Source organism: Paenibacillus sp. FSL H7-0703, assembly GCF_038003485.1.
In the GTDB taxonomy this organism is placed as follows: Bacteria; Bacillota; Bacilli; order Paenibacillales; family Paenibacillaceae; genus Paenibacillus; species Paenibacillus polymyxa_B.
The window spans coordinates 1,949,804-1,964,927 of the sequence record NZ_JBBOPF010000001.1; the positions used below are offsets into that span (position 1 = coordinate 1,949,804).

The window sequence follows — 15,124 nt, forward strand, 5'->3', positions numbered from 1 at the left end:
TAGATCAAGGCTTTCACCTCATTAATGGGAATGTTTGAATTATTTGGTACATTGGTTTTTGACCCATTCGGGTTGCATATAAAACAAATTCTCCCACTTCCCATGGCTCGCTGCATCGGTCATTTGGCTGCCAAATAGACGGTGGAATAGGCTGTTCTCCTGTGTACGAACGTGCTAGGGTGATATGAGGTCGATAAGGTCGTTCCTCGGGTTTAAAACCCAGCGGTTCGGTAGCCTGGACTATGGACTGGTACAGTTGATCCAGTGAATCACGCTGCCCGGTCACTCCCCTCCACAGTACACGCGGAAATTCTTCACGGCCAAAAAAACCTGCTTCTCCAATGCCGAGTGTGAACGGGTCATGCTCAGCTGCAGCTTGAACTAAAACCTGCTCAAGTTTCGGTATAACCGAGGTCTCCACAGCACCCAAAAACTGAAGTGTCACGTGGTAATCTCTGAAATCACTCCATTTGCGGAAAGTCAGGTCTTTTAAATCCTGCTCCACCCAATAATGTAGCTTCTTCTTATGCTCATTCGGGAGAGCAATAGCTGTAAAAAGTCTTTGCGATTCATTTTTCATCAACCTATACCTCCTTTCCTAATAGATATTTGTGGATATCTCAAAAAGTAGCTGTTTGGATTGTCCCTGATCAGGGTAAAGCCATTTGTTGTTATATATAGTGACACTGCGAGCTCGTTTTTACCCTCCTTATGCAATTTTTTCGGCAATCTGTTATCCTTGAAAGGATGGTTCGCCAGAATATATTGGAAACTCCAAGGAATCGAAAATCGAGGAGGCTATGAACTATGGGAAACATTTTAAGCTTACATCAACTTACGGAAGAGCAAAAAAAACAAGTTCGTGCAACGGCTCCGGGCTACGAGTTGATTATTGGCAAAGCTCAGGAATTGGAGTCTAAACAAATTCGGGAGGCCGAGGTTATTCTAGGCTGGTCAAAGCATATTGCCGAAGAGGCGTTACACCCAGACAGCAAACTGAAGTGGATACAAACCTGGTCGGCTGGGATTGATAAGCTCCCGCTTACCGAATTGGAGAAGCGTAACATTTTACTAACGAATACAAGTGGTGTGCATGCAATTCCAATTACAGAGCAGGTCTTTGGAATGCTGCTATCGCATACACGTTATTTACAGCAAGCAGCTCTCTTGCAACGTCAGAAAACATGGCAGCCACCGAAAGGCCAACTGACGGAATTACGTGGCAAAACGCTGTTGATTACAGGCGTTGGCGAAATTGGCCGTGAAACAGCGCGGCTTGCAGAAGCCTTTGGCATGCGGGTGATCGGAGTCCGCCGTTCTGGCAAGGAAGCTCCCCATGTAGAGCACATGTATACTAACGAACAACTACACGAAGCATTGGGAGCAGCGGATATCGTGGTAAATATATTGCCATTCACCGAGGAAACCCATCACTTCTTTGACGAAAAAGCATTTGCAGCTATGCGTAAGGGTGCCTTCTTCATTAATGTAGGTCGCGGTGGCACTGTTCATACGGATGCGCTTGTACGCTCTTTGGAACAAAAGCATATTGCCTTTGCCGGACTGGATGTATTCGAGGAAGAACCGCTACCTGCTTCACATCCGCTATGGAGTCTGGACCATGTCTTGATCACACCGCATATTGCAGGCGATACGGACCGATATGCCGAACGGGCGGTGGATATTTTTCTTACTAATTTGAATGCCTATGCCGCTGATCAGGAGTTACCGCTGAATTTGGTTAACTACAAAACTCAGTATTAATACACTACTTACAGATCCAGATTTCCCGACTCATACCTGTCTTATGTATGCGGCATTGCTCCGTAAGGGTCCAGCCTGACTCGGATAACAATGTTTCCATCGGCTCCGTGCTCACGACCACTGCCCGCGCGGCCAAGCGTCTCAGACTGCGCAGCATCTTCTTTTGTTCATCAGCCGGGAGCACGGAGCACAGGTTATAGGGCATATCCAATATGGCCGCATCGTATGTGCCTTCGAGCATATTCATATCCCCGAGCTTCACTAGATCTTCTTCATATCCAAAATGACGCAAATTCACTCGTGCCCCACGCACCGCCAACGGGTTGATGTCACAACCGCGAATATCCTTCCCCATGTTCAATGCCTCAATCATTACATTGCCCATACCACAACACGGGTCTAGCAGTTTCAATGAGCCTGACTCTCCCTTTGCGGCTGTTAGATCAGTTGCTGCCAAATTCACAAGTGCCCTAGCTACCAGAACGGGTAGTCCAGTAGAATAATTTTGCGGCTTCTGACGACGCTCCTGCCACGATCTGTCGCTATACTGACACGTGCCCAGTAGCCACCGTTCTCCTATCCGAATAACACCAAGGGTGATATCCGGTGTCTTCATTTGCGCCTGGCCATGAATGCGTGCACCAATTCGCCGTTCGATCCCGCGCCGCTCGTCGTAGTCGGCCTCATGGTCACCTTCTTTAAGGCACAACACCTTGAAAGTCTTTCCTTCCTCAAGTTGTAACATAGAGGCTGCTTCGCATAGCTCTTCCAGTGTTCCCGCATCTGTCATTACATCCAGCCGAAGATGAATAAACGGGCTGGTACCCGGCTCCAGCCGCCGATGGGACAACAGGATGGAATCCTGTACGGGCGGCTGACCGAACAAGCATTTCAATTCCATAAGACACAACTCACGCTCTGTTTCATGACACGCATAGGTATATATGTAGCTTGGTTTCATTTCTTCGATATTCGTTTTCTGTTTATTCATGTCATATCTCTTTTCATTTGGAATCAAGGCTAGAATTTACAGCCTCCGCTATTAGACGGTAGGAGTGAAGCCGCTGCTCATAATCGGGAATCGGTGTGACCAACAGAAACTCATCATTATCATATTTAATCTGCAAGCCGCGTAACCGTTCGGCAATATCCGACGGCGTTCCCACTAGCCAGCTGGCTCGCATTGCCGGGTCGCCCAATGAAATCTGAGCAGCCCATTGCTGCGCCAGTTCATTCGTCAAGGCACATACTGCTCCTACAGCCACCATGGTACGTGGCTTGTCCATCCGGTTGGATGGCTGAAAGCTGGAGCGGTAAATGCTTAGCATTTCTTCCGTTTGCTGTTCACTCATAAACTGACCGAATACATAGCCTGTTGAATACTGGGCGGCATATTCGGCACTTTTTCGGTTTGTACCTAGCATCCACACTGCTGGCGGCTGTTCAGGCATCGGCCGGGCAAACACAGGCACCTGTTCATATTCGTAAGTACCTTCCAGCAAAGCCAATAGAGCTTCCATCGTCTGTGGCAGCTCCGCCACATGTTGAAGAAAATTACCGCTCAGTGCCATCGAAGCATGAGGTCCCCCACCAGGTGCTCTCCCCAGGCCCAATTCCACTCTGCCAGGATATAGAGCGGCCAGCAGATGAAACCATTCCGCGACCTTGACTGGACTATAATGCGGAAGCAAAATAGCACCCGCACCCAGTTTGATTGTCTTCGTCACCGCCCCGATATGAGACAGTAGCACTTCCGGGCTGGAGGAAGCCAGCCCCTCCATATCATGGTGCTCCGAGGTCCAGTAGCGTGTATATCCCCATGCTTCTGCCTGTCTCGCTAGTTCACCAGCTCGTCGAACCGCCTGCTCCGGGCGGTTACCGGGCAGCAACGGTACCATATCGAGCACACCGAGATTCAACCTTTTTATAGATAAAGGCCGAGATTGCATAGGCACATTCCTCCCTCCTGCTATCCATTACAAACCAGTTCCTTCTACTATATAGGGGTAAATTAAAGGTCAGTCCAGATCATAAATGGAACCCACCTTCAGGCCGTATAACTCATTATAGATTTTTTCAGCAAAAGCATCGGTCATGCCTGCAATATAGTCTATGACCATATGCTCCCATGTCCAGATCGGTTTCGCCTTGGCTTGGTCGCGCTCATAGCGCTGGAGCCAGTCGCTTGGAATAATAGATTTGGACGTTTCTGGGTCCAGAAAAGCCAGCCACAGCCGTCTGAGCATCCACTCACTCCGTTTTTGCAGTCGCTGTACGCGCAGATCGCGGATCATCGTAACCCAAGCAAAGCTTTTCAACACACTTACAGTGCGCAGCATATCCAAATCTTCGCTTCCATCCCGTACGAAGGTCACCTTTTTCCAATTTCCATCATCAATTACACCCAAGCTGCTGACAAACAGGCTGACCCAGTATGCCTTCACTTCACGGCGGGTACGGGAATAATCGTGTTCACACATCGGCATCTTGCCATTCCACACCTTCAAAAATTCGCTCAGCACAGCCGCTACCTTCTGCTCAATCTGAGCCAGTTGCCAGCCTTGCCAGAAGCTATCCTCCAACGTGGTGATTTTCTCCGTAATCAGACGAATTAAATACGGATCATACAAGAAATGCTCGTGCACCTCGATTTTCCCAGCTTTAATCCCATCCTCCAGATCATGCGCAGAATAAGCGATATCGTCGCACAGGTCCATAAGCTGGGCTTCTAGCGTCTTTTTACCATCAGGGATACCCCAATCCTCGCGGATAGAACGTATGTATTCCCACTCATGCAGGTACAACCCTTTTTTGTTCAGAATCCCCGGGTATGGGTATTTGTTGATCCCCAGTAACACAGCGTCCGACAAATTCAAACCATCCACGTTCTCACGCTTCTCCAAAAACATAATCAGTCGGAAATTGTGCGCGTTCCCTTCAAAATGCTCATAAATTTGTCGCTCACGCGCATAGGCCTCCTGTCCACGCTTGGACTCCGGTGTGAAGCCTCCGGCGGAGGATATCTTTTCTACCTTTGTTTCAATCAGTTGATCCAAAATCCCGTCCAGCACCTCTTCTCCCTTGTGTCCGAACGGTGGATGCCCAAAGTCATGTGCAATGGAAGCACATTCTACCACCTCAGGGTCAATGATCAGTCCTGCGTTATCTGCCTGTTCCAGCTCTACTTCGGGATGGCGGCGCAGCAAGCTTCGTGATGCTTCACGCGCAATTTGCGCTACCTCCAAAGAATGCGTCAGTCGTGTGCGGTAATAATCGCCCGTGCCTGCGCCAAACACCTGTGATTTACCCTGCAACCGCCGGAAAGTCGGTGAATGGATCAAACGGGAGTAGTCCCGTTCATATGCGGCCCGTGAAGCGTCGCTTCGTGTCTGTTCCGCAAATTGCCGATGCTCTCTCTTGTCCTGCCATGTCATAAAGCCCACTCCCTACGTACTCAATTGGAGTGATTATACATTTTTTTCGCGCCTCAGGAAAGCTCACATGACTTTCAGCTGTAAAAGTTACTTTTAGCGCCACTACGCGGTCGGATGGTGCTTTCTATTCCAATACAAAAAATGTCATATAAAAAAGGTGGTCCCCAGCCATTTGCTTCAGGCCAGAGAACACCTTTTACTCAACTTTATATACCTCACCACTTTTGCTCTAACGCTTCGCCCTCGGGTCAAGCACATCCCGCAGGCCGTCCCCCATTAGGTTAAAGCCCAATACGGTCAGCATGATAGATACCCCCGGAAAAATAACTGTCCACGGCGCGTTCTGGATATATTGCCGCGAATCGGACAACATTTTACCCCACTCTGGCTCAGGAGGTTGTGCACCCAAGCCCAGAAATCCAAGCGCTGCCGCTTCAATGATGGCCGTTCCGATCCCCAACGTTCCCTGTACGATGATCGGTGTCAGGCTGTTAGGCAAAATATAACGGAGGATGATTCGTGTATTATTGGCTCCAAGCGCTCTGGCAGAAGTGATATACTCCTCCGTTTTGACACTCAGCACCTTAGAGCGAACTAACCGCCCATACGTTGGCACATTGACAATGGCAATGGCGTACAACGCATTTTCCAATGAAGGCCCTAAAATGGCCACAATAGCAATGGCCAGCAAAATCCCCGGAAATGCCAGTAAAATGTCGAATAGTCGCGAAATGGCCATATCTGCCCATTTTCCGTAAAATCCTGCGATTAAACCTAAGGCTGTTCCTACAATCATTGAACCAATAACAGACAAGAAACCGACCCACAACGAGATTCTGGCTCCATACAGCGTGCGAGTCAGTAAATCTCGACCGAGATCATCCGTACCGAACCAATGCTCCGCAGAAGGAGGCTGCAAACGGCTTACCAAGTTTTGCTCTTTATAGTCAAAAGGAGCAATCCACGACGCGATCAAAGCAATGATGACAAAGAAGATAATAATGCTCAGGCCGACGAACGCCATTTTATTGTGACGGAAAGCCCTCCATGCGTCTCTCCAAGGGCCAGTCACGACAGGCAAATGCACCAATGTGCTGCGTGTCGTCGGTATGTTGTTGGGTTCCATTGAAAATTGTGACATCGGACAAGCTCCCCCTTGAACAATTGACGACTTGATTACTGATAACGGATACGCCGGTCGAGCACCGCGTACAGCAAATCGACAATCAGATTAATGATGACGAACAGGAACGCTATGATCAGAATTCCGCTTTGAATAACCGGATAGTCACGCGAGCTGATCGCTTCAAAAATGTACCGTCCGATGCCAGGCCAGGCAAAAATGGTTTCTGTCAGTACCGCGCCTCCCAGTAGTGATCCAGTCTGAAGACCGATGACAGTAAGTACAGGGATCGCAGCATTTTTAAGCGCATGTTTGTACACAACTTGAAAAGATGCCAGCCCCTTCGCCCGAGCCGTACGGATATAGTCCGCATCCATAACCTCCAGCATGCTGGAACGAGTAATGCGCGCAATGACCGCCATTGGAATCGTTCCAAGTGCGATACTGGGCAGGATCAAATGCTTGATGACGGTCCACACCTGATCCATACGCCCACCTATGAACGCATCAATCACGGCTAAATGTGTCACAGCTTCCACCGGATCACGGGAATTCATGCGTCCGATAGAAGGAAGCCAATGCAGTTTATTTGCAAAGATCCACTGCTCCATCAAGCCCAGCCAAAAAATCGGCATCGATACTCCGACCAGTGCAATGACCATGCTGACATAGTCAAACCAGGAATTTCGCTTCCAGGCACTCACGATGCCGGCATTCATTCCGACTACAACGGCAAAAAACATGCTTGCTACTGTCAACTCCAGCGTAGCCGCCAGATAAGGGACCATTTCCCGGGCAATCGGCTGCTTGGTGCGAATGGAATCGCCCAAGTCCCCTTGTGCCAACTCACCTAAATAGGTCCCATATTGCTGTAACCACGGCTTATTCAGCCCCAATTGCTCACGTAGCGCCTGCTTGGACTGTTCCGTAGCCTTATCTCCCAGTATGGTTTCCGCGGGATCTCCCGGAATGGCATGAATAATGGAAAAAACGATGAGCGTCATGCCCAGTAATACAGGAATCAATATAGCCAGTCTTTTCACAATATATGAGTTCATATCAGATTCACCGCCTACTTGCGTTTGGGCTATTCAAAATAAATATTTCCGTACGCTTCCATACCTGCCGGAGAAGGTACAAAACCCTTGAGGTTCGCTTTACCTGCCATCAGCGGGGTGCTATGAACCAATGGAATCCACGGGGCATCCTGTTTAATAATCACTTGTGCTTGTTTATACAGTTCCGCACGCTTGTCCTGATCGACCTCAACCTGCGCCTTCACCAATATTTTGTGGAGTTCCTCATTCACATAAAAACTACGGTTATTGCCTGGGATCGTATCCTTGTCCAGCAATGTGTAAAGGAAATTATCCGGGTCGCCATTGTCCCCGTTCCAACCCAGCATGTACAGATCATCCTTTTTCCCCGCCTTAACATCATCCAGATACGTAGCCCATTCCGGGGATTGAATGTTTACTTTGACGCCTATTTTTTCAAAGTCAGCTTGAATAGCCTCTGCCACCTTTTTGCCATCAGGCATATAAGGACGAGATACCGGCATTGCATAGAAGGTTAAAGGCTCGGGAAGCCCGTTAGGAAAGCCCGCTTCCGCCAACAAAGATTTAGCCTTATCCAGATCATAGGCGTAGTCCTGAATACTATCGTTGTACCCCCATAACGTAGGTGGCATCGGATTGACCGCAGGCTTAGCCTGCCCTGCAAACAATGCATCAATAATAGCCTGCTTGTTCACTGCGTGATTCAGTGCCTGCCGCACCTTGGGATTATTGAATGTTTTTTTCTTTAAATTAAAGCCAATGTACGCCACATTAAAGGAGGGACGTTCAATTTTCACCAATTCGCTATTGCCGTCTAACTGCTTTGCATCATCCGGGTTCAAATCCTCCATCAGATCAATTTCCCCGTTTTGCAGAGCATTAAATCGTGCGGTATTGTCGGGTATGGAACGAACAATGATCTTAGCCAGCTTCGGCTGCCCCTCTTTCCAATAGTTTGGATTTTTCTCCAGCGTGATGGTATCGTTCCGTTTCCATTCCTTAAATACAAAAGGCCCCGTGCCGACCGGATTACTCTTAAAAGCAGCCTTTTTCTCCTGAATAGCCTTGGGACTTGAAATACTAAAGGATGGCATAGCGATATTTTGTAAAAACGGCGCCTGCGGCTTGTTTAGTGTAAATTGGACACTGTTCGCATCTACCGCTTTAACCTCCTTAATCACCCTACTTCCTTCAGGACCGAACATAGAATCATAATAGTCAAACGAGTCACCTTCAAATTTGTATGGACTTTTCGGATCAGCCCAGCGGTCAAAGTTAAACACAACCGCTTCTGCGTTAAAGTCACTTCCGTCATGGAATTTCACACCCTGACGCAGCTTGAACGTATAGACCAGTCCATCCGGTGATACTTCCCAGCTCTCTGCAAGCCCCGGTTGGATCTCCGTTGTATTTTCCTTATATTCCAGCAGTGTGTCGAACACTTGCAATCCGATTTTTAGCGACTCGCTTTCAGTCACAATGGCAGGATCTAGCGCCACGGAATCTCCGCCGCGTCCATAAATGAGCGTGTCCTGCACGCCCTCTCCTGCTCCGCTTGGTGTTTTCCCTGCCTCTGGCTTTGCTCCTTCACCTGATCCCCCACAACCGGAAAGCGCCAAAACAGCTCCTAGCGCAAGCACCAGCAGAACGGTCCAGATTTTGTGTTTCGCATACTTTTTGCTCATGCAGCAAACCCCTTTCACACCTTATATATTGTTAATTCGTTGATACCGGATGAATGCCAATTCCTTTAGATTGACATGACAAGCTTGTCCTCAAGCTGTGGTCCCAAATTCCGAGTTCATCAAATAGGTGTAGTAGGACAGAAGTGTTCATAATCTAGTGGTGTAAGAGATGATATAGGGTAATGAATAGATGTGATGTAATAAATAGAAAGAGGAGTATGTCAGGTCGTGGTGAAAGTGTGATATATACTCACAAACAGTGAATATTATGCTCAAACAAAGTTGATTATTGGATACTTTACTATAAAATCTGGAAGCAGACAAGGGGGTTTTTCATACATTACCATATGTTTTTATACATCATGTCAATTAATATTACAAACCTACAGACACGGCTTGGGCTCCTTTTACGATAGAGAAATGGTCGCCAGGCACTTTATGCGTGAACATTTCCCCCTTACAATACAATTCCCATCCTTTATATCCTAATTCCCAGGTATGTTCTGAAATAAACAAACAGACAGGGGCCTTTACAGCTCGATCGGGCTGGTAGACATGCTGCATTTTCACCCAATGATTCACACTTTTAAAGCGTTCGAGTTCAGCTTATGTAGAAATCATGAAGAACATTACTTTACAATAAGTGCAGGCGGTTGCCTTTGAACCGCCTGTCAATTTACGTTTCAGGTGTATGGCTTGGTTCACATGAAAATAATCCTTTCCGGGCATATGATTTGCAAAAGGTCATTTATTTTTTTTAAACACATCCAGACGGTTCAGTACGACCAGTAAGCGATAAAAATCGTAACTGCTTGGCAGTTTCGCATCCACAATCGGGCTTGCCGGATTAACTGCAACAGCGGCAGCCATCGCTTCCTTCGCCCAGGCCGGTACAGGCATAGCCTGACGCGCCTCCAGTTCAGCTACCCGCTGGTCCACTTTTTTAATATAAGCGCTTTGTTCATTCAATGTTTGTTTGAGCACATCTTTGCTGTTTTCAAGGGCGGCGACCTGCTGCTGCAGGGCCTTAAATGCCGCTTTTTCCTCTGCTGTCATTGGCTCATCCCCCTTTTCTCCTGCAAATGCTTTGCGTAGCTCGGCCTCTGTTCCGGCGTATACATTCAGGTCAACCGGCCCTTGAATTCCATCAACCCGTCCACTATCGCTGTATTGCCAAAAGTCCCAGCGCTTCCATGCTGTGGTGTCGCCGGGCACCCGTGTACTATAACGTGCAATCCACAGCTTATAACTACCCAATGGCGCTTTGAAATGGGCAGCAAAAGCATTCCCTGTATATACCATCGGCTTACGGCCGCTTACCCGTTCAAATTCTGTTACAAATGCCAACGCAACCTCATGAATCGCGGCCGAGCTAAGCCCTCCCGGATTATTTTCGTAATCCATCACCGCTGGCAAGTCTAGCGCTTTCGCCCCCCCCACCTGATCCAGCACCTCGGAGAAATGCCTGGCTTCCGCTTTTGCTGCGTTTACACTAGTTGCATCTACAAAATGGTAAGCTCCCAGGAGAATCCCGGCTGTCTTGATCCCTTTTGCATTCGTGATAAATGTCGGATCGACGTAACGCTGTCCTTGACTCGCTTTAATAAAGGCAAACGATATACCATCGGCACGTACACGTTTCCAATCTATCGTTCCCTGGTATCGGGACACGTCAATGCCTTCGGCAGCGTTAGGGCTGCGATTTTGCATAAGGCGTCCCCTCCTTATCTATTTGTGATCAAGTATCCCATCTATGTCTTGATTATCCATATGCTTGGACCACTGAAACGGTCCGGGCTTTTCCATCTTTGTGCCGAAAATAGGGTAAAAGTGGATTCCGCCACTGCTATCCTTGTACTGAGTTAAGGATGACACTTTTATGAAGCTTTATTCCCTCTGTCAGAAGGGTCTGCTGGCTTTTTCTTTTCCCCGCTTGACTTGGATTCAAAAATAGCTACCGCATTCCGCAAAATATCCGGCATCGGCACCCCCATTCTGCCCACATTTTCAATGATGGACAGCAGTTCATTCGCCAAATAAAAGAAAACGACGGCATCTCGGAAATAATGTGCATCCCCCAGAATACCATCGATCAGATGAGCCACCGTAATCATCAAAAACACCGTAACCTTGCGAAAAATACCGTAATAGCCGTCTCGGCTTTTCAATTCTCCGTTAATCCAGGCCGCAGCCCATCCGGTAAAAAAGTCGATCACGACCATCCATAGCAACAACGTTAGCATCGTCGTCCACCCCCCGAAAAAATAACCGATCAGGGTCCCCGTGGAAAACCCCAGCCAAATCTGATCGATCTTTTCATGCATGTTTGTTCCCCCTTTTTGAACCTAGGTGTAAAATGAATGCCCTTAGTTGTCCAAGGGCATAAAAAACACGCTCTGTGTGAGCGTGTGAGTAATTTTTGCGATGTTGCTCGTTCTTCCACCTGTATAACTGGCGCTACTTCTTTAATAAAAGCCTTATGAGTTCATGCAATGCTTCTGGCGTCTTCAACAGTACGGCGGTCAGCAAGGATAAGATGTACAAATTTGGTTGCAAAGGCTTTTCAGATTTGTTCATTCATGATGCCACTTCCCCTCATAAGTCAGGACAGCCTAAAAATAGAGTCCATATTCCAACTGCAAAACACCTACCTGCTCCCTAAATAGCCTTTTTTATTGAGGATAAAGTCCAAAGCCGTCGTCAATCGTTGATTCCATCACATCATTCCTTTAACCGATTGCCCACCATTGAATGTTATTTAATTTATAATACCTTCCGGTTGAACTTGTCGTAGTGCCAGAACTCATATTCATTGTGACCGTAAGTAGATTACTTGAGTTTATACTTACGATGAATTCACCGACCTCATTGGATAATCGACCATTCGAACTAGGGGTTACCAGTGAGATTCCACTCGGCATGGTCTTGCCATTCCAACCACCGGAATGGAAGTACGCATATCCCAACAAGTAAACAAATATTTTACTTACGGTAAATGCCACCGGAATTGTATACGATACAGAAGCCGTGGCAGGTAGACCTATATCATAGCCATCATTTACACTTATATTATCCCCATTCCGGACTATTGTCCCTTCGGCATATTTCACTATAGGTGCATTTGTAATTACTGTTGCTATCTGATCGCTGCTCATGTCAGGATTGGCGCCTCCGAACTTGCCGTTGATCGCGCCTACGATTTTATTTTTAAAATCAACGGCTTGCGTAAAAGCTTGGTCTGCCCGGCTGTATGCCTCATTTGCCCGGTCATATGCCTGTTTGGTGGCGCTCGGTGTAGCTGCCCGATCTGTAGCTCCACTGCTTACAGAAGTGTCGAGCTGTACAATCCCCCTAGCCTGCGTAGAAGCAGATGGTAAATCCGATGCAGGATGCGTATGCGCCTTAGGTGCTGCATAATCCCTAGTATATTGTTTGGCATTTCCCTCTGCTGCACTCCATGCCGCTTGCTTAGCTGCCGTAACGTGGAAATCTGTATTGCTGGCATGATTGTCTAAAGCTTCCTTAGAAGCAACTCCGTTTCCAGCCGGGTCCTTTTTGATATTTTCAACCTGTGCGGCCAATTCCTGATCGTTAGCATAAAGGGTATCAATCGGTCCATTCAGGACGTCCGCATGTCCTTGGTCGGTAGTAACAAATCTGCGTGGCTGTTGTATGCTCATACTTCTTCATCCTCCTTAATAGATGTCTTCAATTTCAAAAACAAACTCCATATCACTATCTTTGATCTTGTTGCTCATTGTACGGATGGCCGTCAGCTTCTCCGCTGAATCTACCAAAGCCAGCTCATTAATCGTCTCACCCACCAATTCATTTTCTGCCAGTGAGCAAGTATAACGAATTGTTGCAGGAGCAATAAATTCAAAGCTCGTAATATCCTTTTGAACCAGTTCCTTTTTCAACACCTGTTCTGTTCCATCCAAAGGCAGTGGCTTCCCTGCTTGATCCACACCGCCGCTACCAAACGCCATTTTTACTACTTTTGTCAGCGTTCCTCCCTCGGCACGGGCACGAGCCATTTGTTCCCTTGCATATGCAGTCGTAACTGTCAAAACTTGTTCTACCATACTTACCATCCTTTCTATCTTAAAAATAAAAGTTATATTGGTTTAGATTGAAATGACTTTCTCGGTTGAGCTTAACATCTGACTACCGTCCAGCTTCATACATCCATCTAACTTCCAATAATGGTCTCGAATTATCATTCTGCCTTCCTGATGATGATCCATTCGATGCTTGATGACCATTTTTGTACGGTTTAAATAGCGCATAGGTTCCTCTGTCCACCCGGACAAAGAAGCTATTCCGTTCAGTAATTCGACACCATCTAAATACCATGGCTTCCCACCAAAAAAGCGAACTCTTGAACGTAATCGAATACGAGAAACCATTTCATTCTCATGAAGAAATTCAAGCCTAGTTTTGTTATTCATATAAAAAGCAAGATGAGCAGGCTTAATATCCTCGATGATCTTTTTGAAATCAATCATATTTTCAGGGATTCTATTTTCAAAGCTTATACCAAACTTGTACTCAGCCGGATAAAAATCTACTTCCCCATCGACACCAAATGAGCTCATGATTTTCCGTATTAAATCCCCTGAAAATTTGCCACTCCCACGAAGTTTTGACTCCACAACGGATCGCCTCTGTTCCAGTGGCTTTTCCAAATAGATCGGGATACTCAACTCCATTTCCCAGCGTTCAAGCCCCCAAGTGGCGGTGCGAACAAAAAACTGGGCTAACGTATCATCTAGCGCAAGGTATAGAGCATCTAGTTCGCTACCCTTTGCATCCATATCGACGTGCATAACACGGGATGCTTCGTAATAGGCAGGAAGATAGGAAAATAGCTCCGGTCCCCGCGAACTGAACATTCGTTTACTAAAATCATCCGTTACATCTTGGATAACAGATTCTTTTTTTTCGTCAATATCCATCCATACTCACCATCCCCAGTTCTACCCCCTGATCAAATTGAATCGTTATAAAAGGATTGCTTTGTCTGTTCATTTTCAGCTTGGAGAAACCCATTATAATCAGATCCATTCTTTCATACATGCTCGCTCCTCCTTTGAGCACAGACATTTTTGCTCTCTGCTCTATACCGTTTTTTTACGAAAAATAGAGCTATACCATTTAACCGGTTCTCGCTGTGCACTGGAAACCTCCATAGATGACGATTCCTCTACGTTATCCAATACCAGATCAGAACGATGGGATAAAATCATTTCCTTCACTTGTTTACGTTGTTTTTCATCTAAAGCGTAGCTTCCAATGATAGCTGCTATATTACCTTCTCCCCGATCATAGCGGGTAATACAAGCATAAGCACAAATACGTAATTGAGTCTCTGTTAAAGCAGTCATAGTTATGACCTCACCTCTTTTTAAATAAGAATTTTGCGGCTAAACAGGAGTCAGTACATGGTTATTTTCCTGTGTTACCAAGCATGAGCTGGGTCAGCGTTACTTCGAGATCTGCAATACGCTGCTTCAATTGATCTGTCTCACTTGGCTGTTGCTCTGCTTTTTGTGTCAGTTCCTTAATTGCTTCCTCACTCAATCCTTCACTCCAGAACGTCGTTGGGTCTCTTCGTTCTGGAGTCGAAAAAGCCGGAGCAGAATATATAGGTTCGTCTCCACGTTCGTTTCCCAGCTTGTTTTGCCATTCAACATGCAACTTCTGAAATGAAGCTTGCGATTCCTTACTAATTTTCTCGTACTTCTTTTGTGCCTCAATCAGAGTTTCGTTATATTCTGCTTCATAGGCCAACCAGCCTTGAATATCAAACAGAGGATGATATAAGCCCGGTGGAACTGGAATACCAACCGTATAGCCAGCAGGGCTGGTTTCTGTATTCTCTTCATCAATGGCACTCGATTTATTGGTAGTACGCACATAGATGTCTTGTTGCTGGTCTGTGTCAGATAGTATGAGTGAAGATGGAGCATAAAAAGGGACGATACCCGAAAAGGCATCGTCCACTAGCTTGTCCTCCAGATAGAGGCCATCTGTATTTACTTTAGGTACTGCTTTCAT

The 15,124-nt window shown here is 46.8% G+C and carries 16 protein-coding genes; 1 reads left to right on the plus strand and 15 read right to left on the minus strand.

Annotation, left to right across the window (positions count from 1 at the left end; genetic code table 11):
* Nucleotides 1–13: 13 nt before the first annotated feature.
* The gene (gene thpR, locus MHB46_RS08345) at nt 14–580 is read right to left on the minus strand and encodes an RNA 2',3'-cyclic phosphodiesterase (protein WP_341162059.1); all 567 of its coding nucleotides are present in this window, start codon (nt 578–580) and stop codon (nt 14–16) included.
* A 227-nt stretch (nt 581–807) separates the two neighbouring features.
* Between thpR and MHB46_RS08350 the strand changes: the two genes are divergently transcribed.
* On the plus strand, nt 808–1,764 hold the full coding sequence (locus MHB46_RS08350; protein ID WP_341162060.1) for a D-2-hydroxyacid dehydrogenase: 957 nt from the start codon (nt 808–810) through the stop codon (nt 1,762–1,764).
* 4 nt (nt 1,765–1,768) lie between these two features.
* Here MHB46_RS08350 and MHB46_RS08355 read toward each other — a convergent pair whose 3' ends face one another.
* The 14 genes from MHB46_RS08355 to MHB46_RS08420 form a co-directional block, all read right to left on the minus strand.
* Nucleotides 1,769–2,755 (minus strand): methyltransferase domain-containing protein, encoded by a 987-nt coding sequence (locus MHB46_RS08355; RefSeq protein ID WP_341162061.1) that lies wholly within the window; start codon nt 2,753–2,755, stop codon nt 1,769–1,771.
* A gap of 13 nt (nt 2,756–2,768) precedes the next feature.
* Complete coding sequence (locus tag MHB46_RS08360) at nt 2,769–3,713, minus strand: MsnO8 family LLM class oxidoreductase (RefSeq protein ID WP_341163704.1); 945 nt, start codon at nt 3,711–3,713, stop codon at nt 2,769–2,771.
* A gap of 69 nt (nt 3,714–3,782) precedes the next feature.
* On the minus strand, nt 3,783–5,198 hold the full coding sequence (locus tag MHB46_RS08365; protein ID WP_061830290.1) for a deoxyguanosinetriphosphate triphosphohydrolase family protein: 1,416 nt from the start codon (nt 5,196–5,198) through the stop codon (nt 3,783–3,785).
* A 229-nt stretch (nt 5,199–5,427) separates the two neighbouring features.
* Nucleotides 5,428–6,339, minus strand: coding sequence for a nickel transporter permease (nikC, locus tag MHB46_RS08370; protein WP_341162062.1), 912 nt, complete (start codon nt 6,337–6,339; stop codon nt 5,428–5,430).
* A 35-nt stretch (nt 6,340–6,374) separates the two neighbouring features.
* Nucleotides 6,375–7,379 carry an ABC transporter permease gene (locus MHB46_RS08375; RefSeq protein ID WP_069291317.1) on the minus strand — a complete coding sequence of 335 codons (1,005 nt, stop codon included), beginning with the start codon at nt 7,377–7,379 and terminating at the stop codon, nt 6,375–6,377.
* A 29-nt stretch (nt 7,380–7,408) separates the two neighbouring features.
* Entirely contained in the window at nt 7,409–9,064 is a 1,656-nt protein-coding gene (locus MHB46_RS08380) for an ABC transporter substrate-binding protein (RefSeq protein ID WP_322173317.1), read from the minus strand.
* A 744-nt stretch (nt 9,065–9,808) separates the two neighbouring features.
* Nucleotides 9,809–10,774, minus strand: a complete 966-nt coding sequence (locus MHB46_RS08385) for a glycoside hydrolase family 25 protein (RefSeq protein WP_341162063.1) — start codon at nt 10,772–10,774, stop codon at nt 9,809–9,811.
* 167 nt (nt 10,775–10,941) lie between these two features.
* The gene (locus MHB46_RS08390; RefSeq protein ID WP_190298786.1) at nt 10,942–11,388 is read right to left on the minus strand and encodes a phage holin family protein; all 447 of its coding nucleotides are present in this window, start codon (nt 11,386–11,388) and stop codon (nt 10,942–10,944) included.
* 405 nt (nt 11,389–11,793) lie between these two features.
* Complete coding sequence (locus MHB46_RS08395; RefSeq protein WP_341162064.1) at nt 11,794–12,744, minus strand: phage tail protein; 951 nt, start codon at nt 12,742–12,744, stop codon at nt 11,794–11,796.
* A gap of 15 nt (nt 12,745–12,759) precedes the next feature.
* The gene (locus MHB46_RS08400) at nt 12,760–13,149 is read right to left on the minus strand and encodes a phage tail-collar fiber domain-containing protein (RefSeq protein ID WP_235307581.1); all 390 of its coding nucleotides are present in this window, start codon (nt 13,147–13,149) and stop codon (nt 12,760–12,762) included.
* Nucleotides 13,150–13,191: 42 nt separating this feature from the next.
* Nucleotides 13,192–13,959, minus strand: a complete 768-nt coding sequence (locus MHB46_RS08405; protein WP_445667609.1) for a putative phage tail protein — start codon at nt 13,957–13,959, stop codon at nt 13,192–13,194.
* A 52-nt stretch (nt 13,960–14,011) separates the two neighbouring features.
* The gene (locus tag MHB46_RS08410; protein ID WP_341162066.1) at nt 14,012–14,143 is read right to left on the minus strand and encodes a hypothetical protein; all 132 of its coding nucleotides are present in this window, start codon (nt 14,141–14,143) and stop codon (nt 14,012–14,014) included.
* 41 nt (nt 14,144–14,184) lie between these two features.
* Nucleotides 14,185–14,451 carry a hypothetical protein gene (locus MHB46_RS08415; protein ID WP_341162067.1) on the minus strand — a complete coding sequence of 89 codons (267 nt, stop codon included), beginning with the start codon at nt 14,449–14,451 and terminating at the stop codon, nt 14,185–14,187.
* Between the two features lie 61 nt (nt 14,452–14,512).
* On the minus strand, nt 14,513–15,124 hold the full coding sequence (locus MHB46_RS08420) for a hypothetical protein (RefSeq protein WP_341162068.1): 612 nt from the start codon (nt 15,122–15,124) through the stop codon (nt 14,513–14,515).

Bases quoted from the DNA above. Each gene is read 5' to 3' on its own strand.
- thpR (WP_341162059.1), bottom strand. From the start codon at position 580: ATGAAAAATGAATCGCAAAGACTTTTTACAGCTATTGCTCTCCCGAAT.
- MHB46_RS08350 (WP_341162060.1), top strand. From the start codon at position 808: ATGGGAAACATTTTAAGCTTACATCAACTTACGGAAGAGCAAAAAAAA.
- MHB46_RS08355 (WP_341162061.1), bottom strand. From the start codon at position 2,755: ATGAATAAACAGAAAACGAATATCGAAGAAATGAAACCAAGCTACATA.
- MHB46_RS08360 (WP_341163704.1), bottom strand. From the start codon at position 3,713: ATGCAATCTCGGCCTTTATCTATAAAAAGGTTGAATCTCGGTGTGCTC.
- MHB46_RS08365 (WP_061830290.1), bottom strand. From the start codon at position 5,198: ATGACATGGCAGGACAAGAGAGAGCATCGGCAATTTGCGGAACAGACA.
- nikC (WP_341162062.1), bottom strand. From the start codon at position 6,339: ATGTCACAATTTTCAATGGAACCCAACAACATACCGACGACACGCAGC.
- MHB46_RS08375 (WP_069291317.1), bottom strand. From the start codon at position 7,379: ATGAACTCATATATTGTGAAAAGACTGGCTATATTGATTCCTGTATTA.
- MHB46_RS08380 (WP_322173317.1), bottom strand. From the start codon at position 9,064: ATGAGCAAAAAGTATGCGAAACACAAAATCTGGACCGTTCTGCTGGTG.
- MHB46_RS08385 (WP_341162063.1), bottom strand. From the start codon at position 10,774: ATGCAAAATCGCAGCCCTAACGCTGCCGAAGGCATTGACGTGTCCCGA.
- MHB46_RS08390 (WP_190298786.1), bottom strand. From the start codon at position 11,388: ATGCATGAAAAGATCGATCAGATTTGGCTGGGGTTTTCCACGGGGACC.
- MHB46_RS08395 (WP_341162064.1), bottom strand. From the start codon at position 12,744: ATGAGCATACAACAGCCACGCAGATTTGTTACTACCGACCAAGGACAT.
- MHB46_RS08400 (WP_235307581.1), bottom strand. From the start codon at position 13,149: ATGGTAGAACAAGTTTTGACAGTTACGACTGCATATGCAAGGGAACAA.
- MHB46_RS08405 (WP_445667609.1), bottom strand. From the start codon at position 13,959: ATGTTCAGTTCGCGGGGACCGGAGCTATTTTCCTATCTTCCTGCCTAT.
- MHB46_RS08410 (WP_341162066.1), bottom strand. From the start codon at position 14,143: ATGTATGAAAGAATGGATCTGATTATAATGGGTTTCTCCAAGCTGAAA.
- MHB46_RS08415 (WP_341162067.1), bottom strand. From the start codon at position 14,451: ATGACTGCTTTAACAGAGACTCAATTACGTATTTGTGCTTATGCTTGT.
- MHB46_RS08420 (WP_341162068.1), bottom strand. From the start codon at position 15,124: ATGAAAGCAGTACCTAAAGTAAATACAGATGGCCTCTATCTGGAGGAC.